Source organism: uncultured Roseobacter sp. (assembly GCF_947496515.1).
Taxonomy (GTDB): domain Bacteria; phylum Pseudomonadota; class Alphaproteobacteria; order Rhodobacterales; family Rhodobacteraceae; genus Roseobacter.
Map to the genome: position 1 here is coordinate 1 of NZ_CANMDB010000011.1, position 21,438 is coordinate 21,438.

The window sequence follows — 21,438 nt, forward strand, 5'->3', positions numbered from 1 at the left end:
GAGCTTGAGTTGAACAAGGCCGCGCTCGAAGAAAAGCTGCAAAATCAGGGGCAACCACGCCGGTCGTTCGAGGAGGCGCTCGAACACACCCTGAAATTCCTCGCAAACCCCTGGAAAGCCTGGGAAAAAGGCAGCTTCGAACTACGCCGATCTATTCTCAAACTGGTGCTCACAGCCCCCCTTCACTACCACCGAAATGAGGGACCTCGAACACCAGAAATAGCGTTTCCGTTCAATGCCTTAGCGGAAAATTATGCTGAAAAATCAAATATGGTGCCCCCACACGGACTCGAACCGCGGACCTACTGATTACAAATCAGTTGCTCTACCAGCTGAGCTATAGGGGCACGACGCGTGATTTAGTGAGTTTGGAGGCGCCGCGCAAGAGGGGAAATGTGCCTGCGATTGGGTTTGAATACCGCGCACCGCCACGCTAGCGTGCGCCAATTAAACCCTATCCGGCGGAGCATCATGAAGCTGGTTTTCCACGCAGGCGCGCATCTTACCGAAGAAGACCGCCTTCTGAAATCGCTGTCGAACAACCGGGATGCCTTTGCGGAGCGTGGCGTGGATGTGCCAGACACCGATAGCTACCGGGAGCTGATCGGGCTGGCGATGCAGACGATGGAGGTCAGCGAACTGGCCGAGGATGCGCCCTTGGTGCTGCAGAATGCGATCCGCAACCTGCCGGAGGCGCGCCGCATGGTGCTGTCGGACGTGAATTTCATCGGCGGCGCCAGGATGATGGTCAAGCAGGGGGTGATCTACCCCGATGCAGAGGAGCGGTTGGCGGCGCTGATGCAGATGTTCCAGCCGGTGGATGCAGAGATTTTCATTGGCCTGCGTAACCCCGCGACATTTCTGCCGGCGGCGTACGCCCGCAGTCCCAGCGGTCAGGGCCGCGAGGTTCTGGGTAGAACGGAAGTCCGGCAGGTCCGCTGGTCAGAATTGATTGAGCGGATCCAGAAAGCGCTGCCAGATGTTGCCATCACGTTATGGTGCAACGAGGACGCCCCGCTGATCTGGCCTGCGCTGATCCGCACGATGGTGGGGCTGGGCGAGGAGGTTCCGATCACCGGTTCCTACGCGCTGCTGGAAGAGATCATGCAGCCTGAGGGTATTTCGCATTTTCGCGCGTATCTGGAGCAGAACCCCGATCTGGACGAGCTGCAGATCCGGCGCGCGAGCATGGCGTTTCTGGACCGTTACGCCGCGTCCGACGCCATCGAGGAAGAGATCGACATGCCGGGCTGGACCGACGCCCTGATCGAAGAGTTGAGCGGGATCTACGACCGGGATGTGCTGGCGCTGGCAGAAACACCGGGGGTGCGGGTGCTGCTGCCTTGAGCCGCGGCCGGATCGCTCAGAGGTGGACGGTTTCGCCGGTGCGGGCGGCTTCTTGCGCCGCCATGCCCATCCGCACGGCCCAGAGCCCGTCGTCAAAGCTGACCTCGGGGGCCTGCCTGGTGCCACGCACGACCTCCAGAAACCGCTGGTGCTGGTAAAAGGTGGAGCCATTGTGATCGCCTGCTTCCAGCAACGTCGGATCCACGGGGATCGGCTCTGACCGGGGGGCTTTGGGCGCGCGGGGGCTGATCTCCAGCAGCGGGGTCGGCGCGGGGCCGAGATCCGCGGGCCAGAAACGACCCGGGCCCGGCACGAATGCCTCGATCTTGCCCTGAGGCCCGAGGGCCGCGATCACCTCCTGATAGCGCGCACCTTCGGCGAACATGCACAGCTCCAGCATGGCGCGCGTGCCGCCCTCGAAGTCCACGATGACAAAGCCGTTGTCCAGGATGTCCGGTGCAGCACCGTCGTAGCGTTCATCCATGTGGTTCACGGATTGCGCGGCACTGGCCATGATCCGCAGTGGGCGCGTACCGATGATCAGCCGCATCAAGTCAAAGAAATGGCAGCATTTCTCGACGAAGGTGCCGCCGGTGCCCGCGTTGAACCGGTTCCAGTCACCGACTTTGGGCAGGAACGGAAAGCGATGCTCGCGGATGCTGAGCATACGGATGCCGCCGGTGACCTCTGCCGCCTGATCCAGCAGGGCGGCGATCGGCGGCATATAGCGGTACTCCATGGCGACCCAGATGGGCGCGGGATAGCTGGCGGCGATCTGTGTCAGCGGTGCGATGTCCGCAGGATCCGTCAGCAGGGGTTTCTCCATCAGCAGGGGCAGGGCGCGGGTTGCGGCAATCTCGGTCAGCTGCGCCGCGTGGCAGTGGTTTGGGCTGGAGACCACCAGACAGTCGAGCGCCGGATGCGCCAGCAACTCGGACACGGAGCCCACGAAGGCAGCACCCGGTGCGAGCGCCGCAGCGGCGGCGCGCATGCCCGCGTCAGGCTCGAGGATCACGGCGATCTCTGTCCCTGGCAGCAAGGCAATATTGCGAATATGCTCTTGCCCCATCATCCCGCAGCCGATCAGCCCGTAGCGCGTAGTCTTGGTCATCGTTCTTCCTTACCTCAACCGCTGGACGTAGACGGATTTTTCCGTATCGAACCATGTGCGGGAATATTCAACAGGGATCGGATCGGCGGCCCAGCTGAAGCGTTCGATATAACCGCAGGGGGTGCCGGGCGCGCCGAAATCCGCGGGCGTCCATCGGGGCAACCGGCCGATGCTCACGCGATCCTCGGCGCGGGTGATCCAGAAATTCAGGTGTTTGAAATAGGTCTGGTAGAGCGACTCGCTGATGCTCTGGGTGTCGAGCGCGCCCGCGCCCGCATCGAGCCAGATCTCCTCTACTGCGATTGGTACATCGTTGAGCGCCCTGCGGCGGCGGATGCGCGTGGCGGTTTGATGGGTCCCGAAGCTGGGCAGATCGGCGGGTTTGTCCATGGCCGTGACGCTCAGCACTTCTGCCGTGGGCAGGCCCCCGCCGTCGAGAAGCTCCAGCCGGAACATCGCGTAGACACCGGTCGGCTTTGAGGGTTGGCGCACGTAGTTGCCCGAGCCCTGAACGCGGGTCAGAAGACCCTGCCGGGTGAGCTCTGCCAGAGCTTTGCGCAGCGTGCCGATGGAGGTGCCCATGCGCGCGGCCATCTGCCTCTCCGGCGGCAGGCGTTCGCCGTCGAGCAACCTGCCTGCGTCGATGTCGCGGATGAGAAGCTCGCTCAACTGGATGTATTTCGGCAGCGCAGCGCTGCGGTCGGGTGGATGGGTCATGTGGCGCCCGGGCGTTACCCATGGGTAATTGATACACTATTGATCTATCATCTTGCGGGCGCTACACAAGGGCCAAACCGACATGCCGTCAAAAGGAAATCCATGACCGTCGTTCCCGTTACCTCCGCCGATCTCGACGCGGCTGAAATCTCCTGGTTTGCTGCGCTATGCTCGGATGACTACCAGTTCCTGGGCGTCCCTGACGGTGCGCTACGCTCAAGCTGGGCGCATTGCTCGGACATCGTGAAAACCGCCGAAGCGCAGGGCTTTCGCAACATCCTGTGCCCGTCGTCCTATCAGGTGGGGCAGGACACGCTGAGCTTTGTGGCGGGCTGTGCGCCCGTGACGGAAAAGATCAACCTGCTGGCCGCCGTGCGCTGCGGTGAGATGCAGCCCATCATGCTGGCGCGGACGCTGGCGACGCTGGATCACATGCTGGAGGGTCGGCTGACGGTGAACATCATCAGCTCCGACTTTCCGGGCGAAAAGGCCGAGAGCGGCTACCGCTACCAGCGCTCCCGCGAGGTGGTGGAGATCCTGAAACAGGCCTGGACCCGGGATGAGATCAACTACGAGGGCGAGGTCTACAATTTCACAGGGCTGACAACGGATCCCGCGAAACCCTATCAGACGGGCGGGCCGCTTTTGTATTTCGGGGGGTATTCGCCCGCGGCCCTCGACCTGTGTGCCGAGCATTGCGATGTCTACCTGATGTGGCCCGAGCCCAAGGAGCAGATCGCGGGCCGGATGCAGGCGGTGCACGAACGCGCTGCGGAAAAGGGCCGGACGCTCGATTACGGGCTGCGCGTCCATATGATCGTGCGCGACACCGAGGCCGAGGCCAAGGAATACGCGGACTACATCGTGTCCAAGCTGGACGACGAACACGGGCGCAAGATCCGCGAACGCGCGCTGGATGCGACCTCGCTCGGCGTGTCGCACCAGGCCAAGAACCGCGATGTGGCGGATGAGTTCGGCTATATCGAGCCGCATCTGTGGACGGGGGTGGGTCGTGCCCGGTCCGGCTGTGGTGCGGCGCTGGTGGGCTCCGCCGATCAGGTGTTGTCGGAGATCGAGGCCTACCAGAAAATGGGCATTCGCACCTTCATCTTCTCGGGTTACCCGCATGTGGACGAGGCCGAGCATTTCGGGCGGCTGGTGATGCCGCATCTCAAGACCTGCTCGCTGCCACATGCCTACGGACGCGTACCCGAACATGCGCCCGCAACGCCGCTTGCCGCCGGAGACCGCCGCTGATGGACCGCATAGACCTTTCCGATACGATGAGTTTCAGCCGCATCGTCTACGGCATGTGGCGGCTGGCCGAGGACAGCGATACCTCGCCCGCGCATGTGCGCGCCAAGATCGACGCCTGCCTTGCCCAGGGCATCACCACGATGGATCAGGCCGATATCTACGGTGGCTATGTGGCCGAAGAGTTGCTGGGGGCTGCGCTGAAGCAGAGCCCGGGCCTGCGGGATGAGCTGGAGATCGTGACCAAATGCGATATCGTCGCGCCCATCGGCAAATATGCCAAGGCGCGGGTCAAGCATTATGACACCTCCGCTGCGCATATCGAGGCCAGCGTCGAGGCCTCACTGAGTTACATGGGGATCGAGCAGATCGACCTGCTGCTCATCCACCGGCCAGACCCGCTGATGAACGCAGCGGAGACGGGCGCGGCGCTCGACGGTCTGATCGACAGCGGCAAGATCCGGGCGGCGGGCGTGTCGAATTTCCGCCCCTGGGACTGGGATCTGCTGCAATCGGCGATGCGGCACCGGCTGGTGACGAACCAGATCGAACTGAGCCTTGCGGCGCGCGACAGTTTCACCAACGGCGATCTGGCGCATCTACAGCAGCATGGCGTTCGCCCAATGGCCTGGTCACCTCTGGGGGGCGGCAGTCTGATGACGGAAGACAGCGCTCTGGGCCGACAGATTGCCGCCATTGCGACCGCTCAAGGTGTGGATCCGGCCGCCGTTGCCGTCGCCTGGTTGCTGGCGCATCCCGTGGGGATCCTGCCCGTCATGGGCACCAATACCCTGTCGCGGATTGCCAAGTTCTCGGACGCGCTATCTGTCGAGATGGATAGGCAGACTTGGTTCGAGCTTTTTGAGGCGGCGAACGGACAGGAGGTGCCATGATGGCAGATGGATCGCAGTACATGACACAGCTCACGAGCTTTGCACCCGGGCCCGACACGCAGCGCGAGTTTCGCACCGCTCTCGGCCAGTTCGCCACCGGCGTGACGGTGATCACCGCGGGCACGCCGCAGGGACCCATTGGCATGACGGCGAATTCCTTTTCCAGCATCTCCATGGATCCGCCGCTGGTGATGTGGAGCCCGGCCAAATCCTCGCGCCGCTACGCGCCTTTTGCCCAAGCCACGCATTTTGCCGTCCATGTGATGGGGATGGCGCAGGAGGGGATCGCCATGCGGTTTGCCAAGGCGGGCGATGCGTTTGACGGCCTCGACGTGACGCTGAACGCCCATGGCGTGCCGCTGCTGGACGGCTGTCTGGCGCGGTTCGAATGCAGCACGCACCGGATCGTGGATGCGGGGGATCACGCGATCATCCTGGGTCTCGTCGGCTGCGTGGCGCAGCGGTCGGGGGATCCGCTGGTTTTTTGCCAGGGCGCTTTCAGAGCGTTTGACAAAGAGGCCTAAAAGGCCAACGAATGAAGCGCGCGGGGAAAACCCGCACGCCGTGACCCGGAATACCCGGGCACAAGGGAGGAGGCTCCGTAATGGGAGCATTGCTGGCGGTCATGGTGCCGCTACGCCTGGTCAACGAGACCGCGCTCGCCATTGGGCGTGCCATTGGCATTGTTGCGGTTGCCGCCATGGTGTTGGCCATCCTGATCCAAGTTTTCTACCGCTATGTGCTCAACAGTGCGCTGCCCTGGCCCGATGAGGCCGCGCGCTTTTGCATGATGTGGATGACCGGCATGATGGCGCCGATTGCCTTTCGGCGCGGCGGCTTCGTGGCCATCGACACGCTGGTGCGGCTGCTGCCGGTGCGGATTGGCGCACTGCTGTCGCTGGCATTGCTGTTCGTGAGCCTCGGGGTGCTGGCTGTCGCGGTGCAGATCGGCTGGTCGGAAGTCACGGGGTTTGCGGGCCGCTTTGCGACAGCGTCGCTGTATTTGCCCACGGATCTGAGCTTTGAGAGCTGGTTCCGGGTGCCACGATCGTGGATGATGGCGTCGCTTCTCTACGGCATCATCGTGCTGATTTCGGTCAATATCGAGCTGATCCTGCGGTCCATCGTCAAGATGATGGGAGGCGCAGACCGCCTGCCGCCGATCACGCTCGAAGAGCAGTTGGGGGCGGAATAGATGCTGGTCTGGTTTCTGCCGCTGTTTCTGGTCTTTCTGATGATCGGCCTGCCGGTGTTCTTTGGTCTGCTCGCCGCCCCCGGTATCCTGTTGTGGCTGGCCGGGCAGGAGCGGGATATTACGCTGCTCTACCGCAATGTCTACAACGGGATGGACAGCTTTCCGCTGATGGCCATTCCGTTCTTCATGCTGGCCGGTGAGCTGATGAACCGCGGTGGCATCACCATGCGGCTGGTGGAATTCAGCCAGGCGATGATGGGGCATTTCCGCGGCGGGCTGGCGCATGTGAATATCCTGTCCTCGATGCTCTTTGCGGGGCTGTCGGGCTCGGCGGTGGCGGATACTTCTGCGCTTGGGTCTATGCTGATCCCGGCGATGGAAAAGCAGGGCTACACCCGGAAATTTGCCGCCGCGATCACCGCGGCCAGTTCGGTGATCGGGCCCATCATTCCGCCGTCGGGGATCATGATCATCTACGCCTATGTGATGGGCGAGAGTGTTGCCGCGCTCTTTCTGGCGGGGATCGTGCCGGGTGTGCTGGTGGGGGCGGGCCTGATGCTGATGGTCAAGCTGCAGGCGGACAAGTACGACTTTCCCGTCGCCACCAAGAAGCACACATGGGGCGAGCGGGGGCAGGCGAGCCTCAAGGCTTTCTTTCCGCTGATGACCCCGGTGATCATCCTCGGCGGCATCCTCGCAGGGGTCTTCACGCCCACAGAGGCCGCCGCGGTCGCGGTGGCCTATGCGCTGATCATCGGGCTTTTCGTGATGCGGACGCTGCGGATCGCTGACTTGCCGGATGTACTGAGCCGGGCGGGGATCACCTCTGCGGTGGTGCTTCTGCTGGTGGGGGCCGCGATGGCCTTCAAGACCGTGGTCAGCCTCAGCCACGCGCCCGAAGCCATGGCGGAATTCGTGCTGGCGCTGACCAGCAACCCGCTGATCCTGCTGTTCCTGATCAACCTGCTGCTTTTCGTGGTCGGCATGTTTCTCGACGCGGGACCCGCGATCATCATCCTGGGGCCTATTCTGGGGCCGATCTTTGTCAGCCTCGGGGTCGATCCGATCCACTTTGCCATCATCATGAGCGTGAACCTGACGGTGGGGCTGGCCACGCCGCCCATGGGGCTGGTGCTCTTCGTGGCCTCCTCCGTCTCGGGCGAGCGGGTGGAGACGATCTCCAAGGCCATTCTGCCGTTTCTGGCGGTCGAGATCGTGGTGATATTCCTGATCACCTATATCCCGGCCATTTCCATGACGATCCCGCGCCTGACGGGATTTGCAAACTAACCACACCACTTTTGCAAACTGACGAGACCATCCAATGGGAGGAAAGAAATGATACGTCAAACCCTGAAATCACTGACCGTGGCCGCGATGCTTGCGGGCACCGCGATGGCTGCCGCGGCGCAGGAATATACCCTGCGCGCCGCGGCGAATTCCAACGAGAACGATGAGGATTACGACGGGCTCGTGGTCTTCAAGAACTATGTGGAGGCGGCCTCCAACGGGGCCATCGAGGTGGAGCTCTTCATCGGCACGCAGCTCTGCGGTAACGGGGCGGAGTGTCTGCAGGGGGTCGCCGATGGCTCCATCGACATCTATATTTCCACTTCCGGCGGTGCCTCGGGCATCTTTCCTTACGTGCAGGTGCTGGACCTGCCCTATCTGATGGCCGATGACCGCATTGCGGAGCATGTGCTGTCGGGTGATTTCGTGCGCACCATGCGTCAGATGGCGCTGGAAGATTCGGGCGACGCGATCCGGCTGATGACCATCGGCAACACCGGCGGCTGGCGCAACTTTGCCAACACCAAGCGCCGGATTGCGGAGCCTTCGGATATGGAAGGGCTCAAGATCCGCACCGTGGTGGCGGACCTGCCGCAGGAGCTGGTGCGCGCGCTTGGCGCCTCGCCCACGCCGATCCCTTGGGCGGAGCTGTTTACCTCGTTCCAGACCGGTGTTGTCGAAGGCTCCAAGAACGGCATCACCGACATCATGGGCATGAAGTTCCCCGATGCGGGGCTGCAATATGTCACGCTGGACGGTCACGCCTACATGGGAGCGCTGTGGTGGATGAGCAACGAGACGTTCCAGTCCATGCCGGAGGACATGCGCCGCGTGGTGGTCGATGGGTTCTACGCGCTGCAGCAGGCAACCTTTGCCTCGCCCAAGCGCAAATCCATCGAAGCCTATGAGCAGTTCGTGGCCGATGGCGGTGACCTCTATGTGCCGACGCCTGAGCAGAAGGCGGCCTTCAAGGATGGCGCGGCTCCGGTGTTTGACTGGTTCAAGGCCAATGTGGCGCGCGGTGAGGAGATCTTTGACGCGCTGACCACAGCCGTGGCCGAGGCTGAAGCAGAGGTGAACGCGGCGCGGGATGCGGATTTGAACTGATCTTTGATCGGAGAAGTTGAGGGGCTGGGCCGGATGGTCCGGCCCCTTGCGTTTGGGATAAGGCATAGGGCAGCACCCGACCGCGGGTGGGGGTGAAGCCCCCGCCCGGGGGGGCGGTCGGGGGCTGCCCGGCCTATCAGCCGGGCGAGAAAGTTGGGCAAGTCTGTGCGGAAAGCTCGATTTGTTCAGGCTAGCTTGCCAGCGCTTTCGCGAGTGCATGATACGACGCCTTCGGCGTTCGCTTCAGCGTCTCGAAATCCACGTGGATCAGGCCAAAACGCTTCTCGTACCCGAGCGCCCATTCGTAATTGTCCATAAGCGACCAGAAGGTATAGCCCGCGAGCGGCACGCCGTCGGCAATGGCTTGCCGGGCAGCGGCCAGATGCGCGTCGAGGTAGTCGATGCGGGCCTGATCCGGCACATCGAGTGTATCGGGGTTGGCCATGCCGTTTTCCGTCACATAAAGCGGCAGGCCGCGGGTATAGGTCTCATGCACCCACGTGAGGAAATGGTGCAGGCCGTCGGGGTAGATTTCCCACCCCATCTGGGTCTTGGGCAGGGGGCCGGGCACCTCTTCATGTGCGGGCCACGGGCCGTCTGTGGGTGCGATGCGTTTGCAGGTGTAGTAGTTCAGCCCGACCCAGTCGAGCGGCTGGCCGATGAGGGCGAAGTCATCCTCCCACCCCTTGGGCATATGGGGGCCGAGGCCTTCCATCACGTCCTCCGGATAGGCCCCTTTGAAGAGCCCGCCCATGAAGAACCGGTTGTAATAGCCATCGTAGAGCCGCGCTGCGGCGGCGGCCTCTGGCGTGTCATCAACCGGATGGGCGTATTCGAAGTTGCAGACCGCACCGATGTTCTTGACACCGAGCGCGCGCATCGCCTGGACGGACCGCCCGTGGGCCGTCAGCACGTGGTGCATGGCATGCGCCGTTGCCCGGATGTCGCGCAGGCCCGGCGCCTGATGGCCCATGAAATGTGACAGCCAGCCCACGCACCAGGGCTCATTGACCGGTGCGGCGCTGAACACCCGGTCACCGATCCGTTCCATGACCACGGTGGTGAAATCGGCAAACCAGTGGGCGATGTCGGGGTTGCGCCAGCCGCCCAGATCGGCGAGCGGCACCGGCAGCTCCCAGTGATACAGCGTGACCATGGGGTTCAGCCCGCGTGCCAGCAACCCGTCCACCAGCCGGTCATAGAAATCGAGCCCGTCGGCGTTCGGCGTGCCGCGACCCTCCGGCAGCACGCGCGCCCAACTGGTCGAGAACCGGTAGGCATCGAGCCCCATGGCCTGCATCAGGTCGAGATCTTCTTCCCAGCGGTGATAGTGATCGCAGGCCACGGCACCATCCTCTGCCCGCACGACATTGCCGGGCGTGGCAGCGAAGGTATCCCAGTGGGTTGTGCCCGCGCCGCCAAAGCTGTGACCTTCGATCTGGTAGCTGGAGGTTGCCGCAGCGAATTGGAAACCGTTCGGGAAATCTGATCTTTTGAAGTGCATCTTGGTCCTCTTGGGAGACGGGCCGATCAGCGACCCTTTTGTGTCTTGAAGCGCCGCCGTAAGGGGCGTGGGCATTGGCGCGGTGGCTGAAACGAATTCCGTCTGTCGTTGCGACACGGATCTTGCCGTTGGTGGGTGGGTCGGCTCCTTGGGAACGGCGTGGGTGAAAGGCCGTCATATGCGTTTTGGGTATGTAACGACACATTCAGCCTGGGTCAGAGATGTAGCCCGAAGCCTACGGTGCCACCAAGGGGGCGTCAAAGGCCCATCGGAGTGCCAGTGAATGCTGCGCTGCAGCCTTTTGAAAGGTCATCGCATTTGCCAACCCTGAGTTGACAGGCAAGCACGTGTCAGCCACCTTCGGACCACCTCAAGCGCCGGACACGATTCTGATGCCTGAGCCAACAATTGCGAAAATGCCGACAAAGGCATGACCAAGGGAGGAACTCATGAAGGCACGTTTTTACGCGGGTGCTGCGGTGATTGGCCTGTGCGCCGGTATGGCTCAGGCCGATGGGCACCAGCCTTTCGCCGTGGGCGAAGGGCCGTTGAACTGGGACAGCTACAACGAATTTGCGGAAAAGTACGATCTGAGCGGCCAGACGGTGGAAATCACCGGGCCCTGGACCGGCGACGAAAAGGCGAAAGTGGATATCGCCTTCTCCTATTTTACCAGTGCGACCGGGGCGACCGTGAACTATTCCGGCTCTGACAGCTTCGAGCAGGACATCGTGATCTCCGCCCGCTCCGGCTCTGCGCCGAATATCGCCGTTTTCCCACAGCCCGGGCTTGCGGCGGATATGGCCAGCCAAGGGCTGCTGACGCCACTGGCCGAGGGGACGGCTGATTGGGTGCGCGAGAACTACGCGGCCGGTCAGTCCTGGGTCGATCTGGGCACCTACGCTGATCAGAACGGCGAAGACCAGATGTTCGGCATCTTTTACCGCGTCGATGTGAAGTCGCTGGTCTGGTATTCGCCCATCGCCTTTGACGAGTTGGGCTATGACATCCCCGAGACCATGGAAGAGCTCAAGGAACTGACCGACCTGATGGTCGAGGATGGCGAGACACCCTGGTGCATCGGTCTGGGATCCGGGGCGGCGACGGGCTGGCCCGCAACGGACTGGGTCGAAGAGATGATGCTGCGGACCCAGCCGCCCGAGGCGTATGATGCGTGGGTCGCCAATGAGATGAAGTTCGATGATCCCGCGGTTGTCGCGGCCATCGAGGAATTCGGGGCTTTCGCGCGGAATGACGACTATGTGGACGGCGGTGCCTCGGCTGTGGCCAACACCGATTTCCGCGACAGTCCCGCGGGTCTCTTTGCGATCCCGCCTGCGTGCTACATGCACCGTCAGGCGTCCTTCATCCCGGCCTTTTTCCCGGAAGATGTGGTGGTCGGCGAGGATGTGGATTTCTTCTACTTCCCGGCCTACGAGAGCAAGGATCTGGGCAAACCAGTGCTGGGCGCGGGCACCGTTCTGGCGATCACCGATCCGTCTGATGCGGCATCGGCGTTCATCGAGTGGATGAAAACGCCCATCGCGCATGAGCTGTGGATGGCCCAGGGCGGGTTCCTTACGGCGCATGCCGGGGTGAACACGGAGGCCTATCTCGATGACAATCTCAAGGCGCAGGGTGACATCCTGTTGAATGCCACGACCTTCCGCTTTGACGCATCGGACCTGATGCCGGGTGAGATCGGTGCCGGCGCCTTCTGGACCGGGATGGTGGAGTACGCCACCGGTGCCGACGCCGAAGAGGTTGCCAAGGGCATTCAGGATCGCTGGGACACGATCCAGTAAGCACCTAACCGATCATATCCCCCGGCGGCACACATCGCCGGGGGCACCGGCCACCACGCATCTTGGGAGGGAGTGTCATGTCGCCGCTGTTGCAAGGGGTTATCACGGTCATCGTCGGTGTCGGCGGATGTGTGGGATACTTCTTCTTATCCAACCTGATCCTCGACAAGGTCATTTTTCCACCGAAGGCCGATAACCCGGGGCGCAACATCAATCGCGCCAATCTGGTGCGGCCGTGGCTTTTCCTGTTTCCGGCGATGGCTGCTCTGGGGCTCTATCTTGTCTACCCGGTGGTGGGATCGTTCTGGCGGTCGCTTTTCAACCGCTCCGGCGATGAGTTCATCGGCTTCGGCAACTATACCACGATGTTCGCTGATCCCGGCTTTCAGACCGCCTTTGGCAACAACCTGCTCTGGGTGCTCTTTGTCCCTGCCGCTTCGACCTTCTTTGGCCTGCTGGTCGCACAGCTGACGGACCGGCTGAGCTGGGGGAACATTGCGAAATCGCTGATTTTCATGCCGATGGCGATCAGCTTTGTGGGCGCCTCGCTGATCTGGAAGTTCGTCTATGCGAATAACGCCGACATCGGGCTGATCAACGCCATCCGGGATTTCTTTGGCGCGGAAGAGCCGCTCGATGTGCTGCAGGTGCGGTTCTGGAACAACTTTTTCCTGATGTTCATCCTCGTGTGGATCCAGACCGGCTTTGCCATGGTGATCCTCTCTGCCGCCCTGCGCGGCATCCCCGAAGAGACCATCGAGGCGGCGATCATCGACGGGGCGAACCCGTTCCAGGTCTTTTTTAAGATCAAGGTGCCGCAGATCATGGGGACCATCGTCGTGGTCTGGACGACGATCACCATCCTGGTGCTTAAGGTCTTTGACATCGTCTACACCATGACGGGCGGCAACTTCGGCACCGATATCCTGCCAAGTTACATGATGAGTTACATGTTCCGCGACGACGGTCGCGCGACGGCGGTGGCCTTTGTCATCATGATCGTGGTGCTGCCGGTGATGATCTGGAACATACGCCAAGCACGCGCGGAGATGAAATAATGGACAATATTGCAGGGACAAAATCCTCTCTCAGCTGGGCGGTGAATCTGTCGGTGATCTTCCTCGTGGTGCTCTGGCTGGTTCCGACGCTGGGGCTGCTGGTCTCGTCTTTCCGGGATCGTGACCAGATCTCCGCCTCGGGCTGGTGGCTGTCGCCTTTCGCGGTTGAGCAGAACTTTCAGGCCAGCCTGCCTGCGGGTGAGGCGCGACGCGATGGCGATTTCTTCGTGATCGAGGGCAACCTCTTTTCGGGCGGGGAGGGGGAGATCCTGCGCTTTGGCGGCACCCGCTCCAATCCTACGGCCTTCGCACCGGGGGAGACGGGCGATCTGCGCCGCGACCGGTCGCTGACGGTTGAGGCCAACGGCGATTTCATCTACCGCACGCCGAGCGAGATCAGCCGCGATCCGAACGTTTATTACGCCACTGCGACGCCGCCCGATTTCTCGCTGGATAACTACCAGACGATCCTGTTTTCCAACAACATGGACGTGGCTTTCATCAACACGCTGACGGTCACGATCCCGGCGACGATCATTCCCATATTGATCGCGGCCTTTGCGGCCTATGCCTTGGCATGGATGGATTTTGCGGGCCGCGGGTTCCTGATCGCGATGGTGGTCGGGTTGCTTGTGGTGCCCTTGCAACTGGCGCTGGTGCCGCTCTTGCAGCTGCATAACAAGGTGGGGATCGGGCAGAGCTTTCTGGGGATCTGGATGGCGCATACCGGGTTCGGGCTGCCGCTGGCGATATATCTCTTGCGCAACTATATGGTCGGGTTGCCGCGTGACATCATCGAAAGCGCCAAGGTCGATGGCGCCACGGATTTTCAGGTCTTTACCAAGATCGTGTTGCCGCTCAGTTTTCCGGCTCTGGCCAGCTTTGCCATCTTTCAGTTCCTGTGGACGTGGAACGATCTGCTGGTGGCGAAGGTGTTCCTGCCGTCCAATTCCGAGTCCTGGGTGATGACCGTCAAGATTGCCGATGACCTTCTGGGCTCGCGCGGGGGCGACTGGGGCATTCTGGCCTCGGCGGCGTTCATCTCGATTGCGGTGCCGCTGATCGTGTTCTTTACCATGCAGCGGTATCTTGTGCGTGGTCTTCTGGCCGGGTCGGTCAAGTAAGCTTTTCAGGAATGAGATTGTCATGAACCAAATGGCACAGACCAAGGTCACGACCGACACGGACTGGTGGCGGGGCGGGGTCATCTATCAGATCTATCCGCGCAGTTTTCAGGACAGCAACGGCGACGGGATCGGCGATCTGTCAGGGATCATCCACCGGCTTCCCTATGTGGCGAGCCTTGGGGTGGACAGTATCTGGATCTCGCCCTTCTTCCGCTCGCCCATGCTGGATTTCGGCTACGATGTGTCGGATTACCGCGATGTGGATCCGATGTTCGGCACCTTGGGGGACTTTGAGGCGCTGATCGAACGGGCGCATGATCTGGGCCTCAAGGTGATGATCGACCTGGTGCTGAGCCATACCAGCACCGAGCATCGCTGGTTCAAGGAAAGCCGGTCCTCCCGCTACAATCCCAAGCATGACTGGTACGTATGGGCCGATGCCAAGCCTGACGGCTCGCCCCCCAACAACTGGCTGTCGATCTTCGGCGGCTCGGCCTGGCAGTGGGACGGGGAGCGGATGCAGTATTACCTGCACAACTTCCTGACCTCACAGCCGGATCTGAACTTTCACAACGAAGAGGTCCAGCACGAGCTTCTGGACATCACGCGCTATTGGCTGGACCGCGGGGTGGATGGCTTTCGCCTGGACACCGTGAATTTCTATTTCCATGACAAGGAATTGCGCGACAATCCCCCGCTGGCAGAAGCGGACCGCAACGACAATACCGCGCCGAAGGTGAACCCCTACAACTTTCAGGATCACCTCTACGACAAGACCCGGCCCGAGAATATCGCCTTTCTGAAACGCTTCCGGGCACTGCTGGACGAATACCCCGGGACGGCGGCGGTGGGAGAAGTGGGCGAAAGCCAGCGCGGCATGGAGGTGCAGGCGGACTACACCCGCGGCGATGACATGCTGCATATGTGCTATGATTTCGCGTTTCTGGCAAATGCCTTTCCCACCGGGCACCACGTGGCCGGCATCCTTGAGAAGTTTAACGAGATCGTCTCCGAAGGCTGGGCCTGCTGGGCGTATTCCAACCATGACGTGGTGCGCCACGCCACACGCTGGAACCTGAACGAGGACCAGCAGAAGCTTTTCGCCGGTCTGTTGATGAGCCTCAAGGGTTCTGTCTGTTTGTATCAGGGGGAAGAACTGGGGTTGACCGAGGCCTATGTGCCCTATGAGGATCTGCAGGATCCCTACGGCAAACAGTTCTGGCCCAAGTTCAAGGGCCGCGACGGTGCCCGCACGCCGTTTCCCTGGAACGACGAGACACAGCACGGCGGCTTTTCGGACGCCAAGCCCTGGCTGCCTATCGCTGTGGAGCATCTCCAGCGTGCGGTACGTTTTCAGGAAGACGCCCCAGGCTCGATGCTAAATTTCTACCGCGACATGCTGAGCTTTCGCAAAGCGCATCCCGTTTTGCTTAAGGGCGATATCGAGGTTTTGGCAGCTGACGACATGCAGATCAGCTTTCTAAGGCGGCATCAGGACCGCGAGATGTTCTGCATGTTCAACCTGTCGGACACGCCGATGGTGGTGCGCCTGCCGGAGGGGGACTGGCACATTGATCGCGGCGCGCCCTTTCAATTCAAAGAGACCGCAGCGGGCATTGATTTGCCGCCCTACCAGGCGCTTTTCGCATTGCCGACAGACCGGAAGACCTGAGGGAGGAGAGAAGAGATGGCCAACCTGAATTTGACGGATGTGGGCAAAGCCTACGGAGGCACGGTCGAGGTGCTGAAGGACATCAACCTCGATATTACCACCGGCGAGCTGATCGTCTTTGTGGGCCCGTCGGGCTGCGGCAAGTCCACGTTGCTGCGCATGATCGCGGGGCTGGAAAAGATCACTGCCGGAGAGCTGCTGATCGATGGGGACCGCATGAATGATGTGCCGCCCGCGCAGCGGGGGATTGCCATGGTGTTCCAGTCCTACGCGCTCTATCCGCATATGACGGTGCGGGACAACATGGCCTTTGCGCTGAAGCTGGCCAAGAAGTCCAACGATGAGATCGACGCGGCCGTGAATCGGGCCGCCAAGGTGCTGCAGCTGGACGAATACCTGGACCGGCTGCCCAAGGCGCTGTCGGGTGGGCAGCGTCAGCGGGTCGCCATCGGGCGCTCCATCGTGCGCGACCCCAAGGTCTATCTTTTTGACGAGCCGCTCTCGAACCTTGATGCGTCCTTGCGCGTCGCCACCCGGATCGAGATCGCGCAGCTGAAGGAGAGCATGCCCAATTCCACCATGATCTACGTGACCCATGATCAGGTGGAGGCGATGACACTGGCCAGCCGGATCGTGGTGCTGGCCAACAAGGGTATCGCTCAGGTCGGCACGCCGCTGGAGCTTTACGAGCGGCCCGAGAATGAGTTTGTGGCGCAGTTCATCGGCTCGCCCGCTATGAACCTGTTGGCAGGTGAGATCGTGGAGACGGGGGAGGTGACCCGCGTGGCCTGCCCTGAGGGGGCGGGAACCTTTGCGGCGAACATTCCCACACAACCGTCTGACAAGGGGCTCAAGGTCAATGTCGGCATCCGTCCCGAAGACATGATCGCCACCGATGGGGAAGACTATGCCTTTGCCCACGAGGTGTCGATCGTGGAAGCCTTGGGTGAGGTCACGCAGCTCTATTTCGAGGCGCCGAGCCCGGCAGCGGAGACCAACACCGTGATCGCAAAACTGGCCGGGATTCACACCGATATGCGTGGAAAGACGCTGCGTCTCACGGCTGATCCGGCCAAAGTACATCTGTTCTCGAACGGCAAATCACTGCTATACCGTTCCTGATCGGCTGGCCGCCGTGCGCGGTCAGCTACTATGTAACCAGTGCAGCTTTAGCATTTTACAGCGTATAACAATTGCGCCATGCGCCATGATTTAGGCGGACTGGCTGATTTACAGGTCGGCTTTGCTGGCATTAGATTGAAGCCCTGTAAGGGGTGAAAGGACATTTTCTTGGTAGCGAGTTTTAGCGCATTGCTTGTGTTGTTGTGCCTTCTCCAAGTGAAACACATGCTTGCGGATTACTTCCTGCAAACCCGGAGCATGCTGGATGGTCGTGCTGACTATCTGCACATGGGGCGTCTGGCGCATGTGGGCGTCCACGGGGCCGGATCGGCGATCGTTTTTCTGATCGTGGGCAGTTCACTGCTGTTCGTCTTCCCGCTCGTGCTGGCGGAAGGGATCGTCCACTATCATGTCGATTGGTGGAAAGGGCGGTATACCTCCGAGCAACAGCTGACCACGGCGGACGCGGCCTACTGGCGGGCTTCGGGCATTGATCAGGCGCTCCATCAGTTCACCTATATCGGCATGATCTGGCTCTGGGGCGTATACGGCGCTGCCGGGATCTGAAACGAGGCCCCTGCACCGCAGATCATGGAGCCTAAGGGCCTGCCCTTATTGCTATTTCGCCTGATTTCGATAACCTCACCCAGGGTGGAATAAAGACCTCTGGGCGGGGGCGTTGATGATTGACTTGAAACGGTTGCTGCGGTGTTTTTCCGCTGGCGTCGCCGTTATTGTAAGTGCCACATCCCTGTCGGCCGAGACGCTGGCGGAGGCCGTTCGTTTTGCCGTGACGACCAACCCGTTGATCAAATCCGCCGAAGCGGAAATGCGCGCCTCTGCCTTTGAGCTTTTGGAGTTGCGCGGCGAGTTTGAGCCCCGGGTGATCCTGTCGGGAGAGACCGGCTGGCAACGGGTCGACGACCCGAATTCACTTTCGGTTGCGGAGAACGACAGCACAAGGTCCCGCAGCCAACTGGCGGTCCGGGCGGAGCTTGTGCTTTTTGACGGGTTCCGCCGCGCCAATCAGGTTTATGCGAATGCAGCCCGGGTCGATGGCAGTATCTACCAGTTGCTTGATGCCTCCGAGACCATGGCGCTGAACGCCACCGAAGCCTACATCGACGTCCACCGGCACCGACAACTGCTTGCCGTGGCAGAGCGCAACGTGCGCACACACGAAGAGATTGGCGGGCAGGTCCGTGCATTGGTGGAGGGAGGACGGCTGCCGTTCTCGGATCAGCTGACCATTGACGATCGGATCCGCGTGGCGCGGCTGGCAGTTCTGGACGTGACCCGGTCCTTGCGGGATGCAAGTGCGCGGTACGAAAGGATTGTTGGTCGCCCCCCTTCCCCCTCGATGCAGGTTGCGGCGGCACAGGCCCCGCCGTCGCTTGCCCTGCTCAAAGAGCGCGCGGTGCAGAACAGCTACAGGGTGCAATTCGCCCGCACGCAGATTGATCAGAGCCGGTTTCAGACCGGGGTGACCCTGTCCAACAGGTACCCGGAGCTGACCCTGAACACCGGCGTCGTGCGCGATATCAATCGCAATGGCGTAGAGGGCAACCGGACCGATGAAACCATTGGGCTGGGCCTGCGGTGGACGCTCTATCAGGGTGGGCGGCAGGCCGAACGCCAGGCGCTGGCCGAGCGGGAGAGCCGCGCCCTGGCAGAGCAGGCCATCGCCGTGCGGGCGGTGCAGGAGCTGGCCGCGCGCAGTTGGAACCTCTACCGCAGCAACGCGGACCGTGCCCGGCAGCTCGACGATCAGCTGCGGATCAACCGGTTGATTGTGGAGGTCTACAACGACGAATTCCTGACCGCGAAACGCACGCTGCTGGATCTGCTGGAGGTGGAGCGCGCCCGTTTCAACGTAGAGTTCGAGGCGGTTGGCGCGCGCTCGGGACTGATGCTCAGCACCTACCGGGCCCTGGCCGCCCAAAGCCTGCTGGCAGGGCATTTCGGGTTGAAGAAGGCTGATCTTGCCTTACCGCCACAATTTCAGGACCGGGTAAGGGAAAACCCGCGTGCGATCTTCGACGTGACCATCGAGCCGATGGAATGACCTTGCAGGACCCGCCGTCGCCGGAACGGGCTGGACCGGATGATGATTTTGCGCTGGTCGCCTGGCTGGCCCGCGCGTTCGGGCAGCCCTTCGCCCCCGATGCTGTGCGCGCGCGGCTGCCGGAGAATGCGCCGGAGGACGATCCGCAAGTGCTGGCGCGGGCACTGGCCGCGGTCGGACTGCGGACAGAGCTTATCCGCCGTGATCTGGGCGCAGTGGATCCGGTGTCCCTGCCGTGCGTGGTCTGGCGGAGGAATCAGGGTCCGGTGATTGTCACGGGGCTCACCGATGGTGGCAGGACCGCGCAGATTGTTGACCCGAGACAGGGCGATACCGCCCGGCAACTCCCGGTCAAGACCCTGTGCAAGGATATTGGCAAGGAGATTCTGTTCGTCGCGCGCAGTATGGATCAGGCGGGCGGCATGATGACGCCGGAAACCGCGGCACAGGGGCCCCGCGCGGCGCATTGGTTCTGGGGTCCGGTCCGGTCGAACTGGGCCAACTGGGGCCAGATCCTGCTGGCCGCGCTCCTGCTCAATCTGATGTCACTGGCGCTGCCGCTGTTTGTCATGAACGTCTACGACAAGGTGATCCCCAACAACGCCTATGTCACGCTCTGGACGCTGGCCATCGGGGTGGGGATTGCGCTCGCGCTGGATCTCGCCTTGCGCACCCTCCGCGCCAACATGCTGGAAACCATCGGTCGGCGCGTGGATCTGAAGGTCGCCGCCACGCTTTTTCATCAGGCCATGAACGCGCAGTTGTTGCAGCGTCGCGGCGGGGCTGCCGGAATCGTCAGCACCATCCGCGATTTTGAGGTAGTGCGGGAGTTCTTTGCCTCTGCGACCTTTGTGGCGCTGATCGACGCGCTCTTTATTGGGATCTTCGTGGCCGCGCTCTTTTTCATTGTCGGGCCGATCGCCATGGTGCCGCTGCTCGCCGTGCCGCTGGTGCTGGTGATCGCGATTGCCGCGCAGATTCCGCTGGGGCGCAGTGCCGAAAGGGCGCAGCAGATGGCTACGAAACGCCATGTGGTGCTGGTGGAATCGCTGGGCGGGATCGAAAGCATCAAGAGCCTTGGCGCCGAGCCGCTGATGCAGCGGGAGTGGGAAACGGCGGTTGCAGCCTCTTCCGAGGTCCAGGGCCGGACCCGCTTTTGGTCGAACATCGCGACCAGCGGGACAATGCTGGTGCAGCAGGCTGTGTCGGTTCTGATCATCGTCTGGGGGGTGTTTCTGGTCGCCGATGGCGCGATCAGCCTCGGGGGGTTGATTGCAGCCAACATCCTCGCCGGTCGTGTGCTGGCACCGCTGGGCACGATCGCGCAGACGATCTTTCGGGCGCAATACGCGGTCAAATCGCTGGGCGCGCTCAACCGCTTCATGGCGTTGCCGGTGGAACATGGCGCGTCTGTGCGCAGCGATGCGCGGGTGGCGCGCGGCGCGGTGGAACTCCAACAGGTCAGCTTCACCTACCCCGACAGCCAACGCCCCGCGCTCAAGGATCTGAGCCTGCGGGTGGAGGCCGGGGAGTGCGTGGCATTGCTGGGTCGCGTGGGATCCGGCAAGACCACGACGGGCAAGCTGCTGACGGGGCTGATCCCTGTGGATCGCGGCACGGTGCTGATCGACGGTCTGGCGCAGGGGCAGTACGAGCCCGCCGAGCTGCGTCGCGGCATCGGGTATCTGCCGCAGACGCCCGAGCTTTTCACCGGGTCCTTGCGCGAGAACCTCGTGATCGGTGCTCAGTCCGCCAGCGAGGAGGAGATCAGCCGCGCGCTCTACTTCGCGGCCATGGACGATTTTCTGGCCGAGGCCCCGGGCGGGCTGGAGATGTTCATCGGGGAACGGGGCGACAGGCTTTCCGGCGGTCAAAAACAAGGCATCGCGCTTGCGCGGCTCCTGCTCAGGAGGCCGCGGCTCTTGTTTCTGGATGAGCCCACCAACGCCATGGACCAGCGTATGCAGGCGCAGATCATCACCCGGCTGCGCGATCTCAACGAGACTGGTGTGGGGTTGATCATCTGCACCCATCGCCAGTCGCTTGCGGCCATGGCGGACCGTCTGATCGTCATGGATCAGGGCCGTGCGGTTCTGGATGGTGATCGCGAAAGCGTGCTGGCGCAGCTGCGTGCCATGGGCGGTGCCGGCCAAGAGAGCGGGGGGTAGCGT

At 62.1% G+C, this 21,438-nt stretch carries 18 protein-coding genes and 1 tRNA gene; 15 read left to right on the forward strand and 4 right to left on the reverse strand.

All coding sequences use genetic code 11. The features are described from left to right. Window positions 1-271 precede the first annotated feature (271 nt). Window positions 272-347 (reverse strand) — tRNA-Thr (locus Q1A53_RS17445). Between the two features lie 124 nt (window positions 348-471). Between Q1A53_RS17445 and Q1A53_RS17450 the strand changes: the two genes are divergently transcribed. Next, complete coding sequence (locus Q1A53_RS17450; protein ID WP_299968928.1) at window positions 472-1,347, forward strand: hypothetical protein; 876 nt, start codon at window positions 472-474, stop codon at window positions 1,345-1,347. A 16-nt stretch (window positions 1,348-1,363) separates the two neighbouring features. Here Q1A53_RS17450 and Q1A53_RS17455 read toward each other — a convergent pair whose 3' ends face one another. Both Q1A53_RS17455 and Q1A53_RS17460 read right to left on the reverse strand, forming a co-directional pair. Then, on the reverse strand, window positions 1,364-2,458 hold the full coding sequence (locus tag Q1A53_RS17455; protein WP_299968929.1) for a Gfo/Idh/MocA family oxidoreductase: 1,095 nt from the start codon (window positions 2,456-2,458) through the stop codon (window positions 1,364-1,366). Between the two features lie 9 nt (window positions 2,459-2,467). Beyond that, window positions 2,468-3,175: a GntR family transcriptional regulator gene (locus Q1A53_RS17460; protein WP_299968930.1), complete on the reverse strand. Its 708-nt coding sequence runs from the start codon at window positions 3,173-3,175 to the stop codon at window positions 2,468-2,470. Between the two features lie 102 nt (window positions 3,176-3,277). On the opposite strand from Q1A53_RS17460, the gene Q1A53_RS17465 reads away from it, so the two are divergent. From Q1A53_RS17465 to dctP, 6 genes are all read left to right on the forward strand, one after another. Beyond that, window positions 3,278-4,432 carry an LLM class flavin-dependent oxidoreductase gene (locus Q1A53_RS17465; RefSeq protein WP_299968931.1) on the forward strand — a complete coding sequence of 385 codons (1,155 nt, stop codon included), beginning with the start codon at window positions 3,278-3,280 and terminating at the stop codon, window positions 4,430-4,432. After that, window positions 4,432-5,322, forward strand: a complete 891-nt coding sequence (locus Q1A53_RS17470) for an aldo/keto reductase family oxidoreductase (protein ID WP_299968932.1) — start codon at window positions 4,432-4,434, stop codon at window positions 5,320-5,322. Before Q1A53_RS17465 ends, Q1A53_RS17470 begins: the two co-directional genes overlap by 1 nt. 20 nt (window positions 5,323-5,342) lie before the next feature. Continuing rightward, complete coding sequence (locus Q1A53_RS17475) at window positions 5,343-5,846, forward strand: flavin reductase family protein (RefSeq protein ID WP_299968933.1); 504 nt, start codon at window positions 5,343-5,345, stop codon at window positions 5,844-5,846. Window positions 5,847-5,926: 80 nt separating this feature from the next. Next, window positions 5,927-6,517 carry a TRAP transporter small permease subunit gene (locus Q1A53_RS17480; protein WP_299968934.1) on the forward strand — a complete coding sequence of 197 codons (591 nt, stop codon included), beginning with the start codon at window positions 5,927-5,929 and terminating at the stop codon, window positions 6,515-6,517. After that, complete coding sequence (locus Q1A53_RS17485) at window positions 6,518-7,807, forward strand: TRAP transporter large permease (protein ID WP_299968935.1); 1,290 nt, start codon at window positions 6,518-6,520, stop codon at window positions 7,805-7,807. It abuts the gene before it with no gap. Between the two features lie 48 nt (window positions 7,808-7,855). Then, complete coding sequence (dctP, locus tag Q1A53_RS17490; RefSeq protein WP_299968936.1) at window positions 7,856-8,914, forward strand: TRAP transporter substrate-binding protein DctP; 1,059 nt, start codon at window positions 7,856-7,858, stop codon at window positions 8,912-8,914. Between the two features lie 190 nt (window positions 8,915-9,104). On the opposite strand, the gene Q1A53_RS17495 is transcribed toward dctP, so the two are convergent. Beyond that, window positions 9,105-10,418: a GH1 family beta-glucosidase gene (locus Q1A53_RS17495; RefSeq protein WP_299968937.1), complete on the reverse strand. Its 1,314-nt coding sequence runs from the start codon at window positions 10,416-10,418 to the stop codon at window positions 9,105-9,107. 449 nt (window positions 10,419-10,867) lie between these two features. Between Q1A53_RS17495 and Q1A53_RS17500 the strand changes: the two genes are divergently transcribed. The 8 genes from Q1A53_RS17500 to Q1A53_RS17535 all read left to right on the forward strand — a co-directional run bounded on the left by Q1A53_RS17500 (window position 10,868) and on the right by Q1A53_RS17535 (window position 21,435). Next, entirely contained in the window at window positions 10,868-12,223 is a 1,356-nt protein-coding gene (locus Q1A53_RS17500; protein ID WP_299968938.1) for an ABC transporter substrate-binding protein, read from the forward strand. 77 nt (window positions 12,224-12,300) lie between these two features. Next, a complete protein-coding gene (locus Q1A53_RS17505) occupies window positions 12,301-13,281 on the forward strand; it encodes a sugar ABC transporter permease (protein WP_299968939.1) in 981 nt (326 codons plus the stop codon). Continuing rightward, on the forward strand, window positions 13,281-14,405 hold the full coding sequence (locus Q1A53_RS17510; protein ID WP_299968940.1) for a carbohydrate ABC transporter permease: 1,125 nt from the start codon (window positions 13,281-13,283) through the stop codon (window positions 14,403-14,405). The genes Q1A53_RS17505 and Q1A53_RS17510 overlap by 1 nt, the downstream gene beginning before the upstream one ends. Window positions 14,406-14,427: 22 nt before the next feature. Then, on the forward strand, window positions 14,428-16,080 hold the full coding sequence (locus Q1A53_RS17515; protein ID WP_299968941.1) for an alpha-glucosidase: 1,653 nt from the start codon (window positions 14,428-14,430) through the stop codon (window positions 16,078-16,080). Between the two features lie 15 nt (window positions 16,081-16,095). Beyond that, window positions 16,096-17,202 (forward strand): sn-glycerol-3-phosphate ABC transporter ATP-binding protein UgpC, encoded by a 1,107-nt coding sequence (gene ugpC, locus Q1A53_RS17520; RefSeq protein WP_299968942.1) that lies wholly within the window; start codon window positions 16,096-16,098, stop codon window positions 17,200-17,202. 195 nt (window positions 17,203-17,397) lie between these two features. Continuing rightward, window positions 17,398-17,769, forward strand: coding sequence for a DUF3307 domain-containing protein (locus tag Q1A53_RS17525; protein ID WP_366872894.1), 372 nt, complete (start codon window positions 17,398-17,400; stop codon window positions 17,767-17,769). A 115-nt stretch (window positions 17,770-17,884) separates the two neighbouring features. Continuing rightward, the gene (locus Q1A53_RS17530; RefSeq protein WP_299968944.1) at window positions 17,885-19,267 is read left to right on the forward strand and encodes a TolC family protein; all 1,383 of its coding nucleotides are present in this window, start codon (window positions 17,885-17,887) and stop codon (window positions 19,265-19,267) included. After that, window positions 19,264-21,435 carry a type I secretion system permease/ATPase gene (locus Q1A53_RS17535; protein WP_299968945.1) on the forward strand — a complete coding sequence of 724 codons (2,172 nt, stop codon included), beginning with the start codon at window positions 19,264-19,266 and terminating at the stop codon, window positions 21,433-21,435. Before Q1A53_RS17530 ends, Q1A53_RS17535 begins: the two co-directional genes overlap by 4 nt. The last annotated feature ends 3 nt before the right edge of the window (window positions 21,436-21,438 follow it).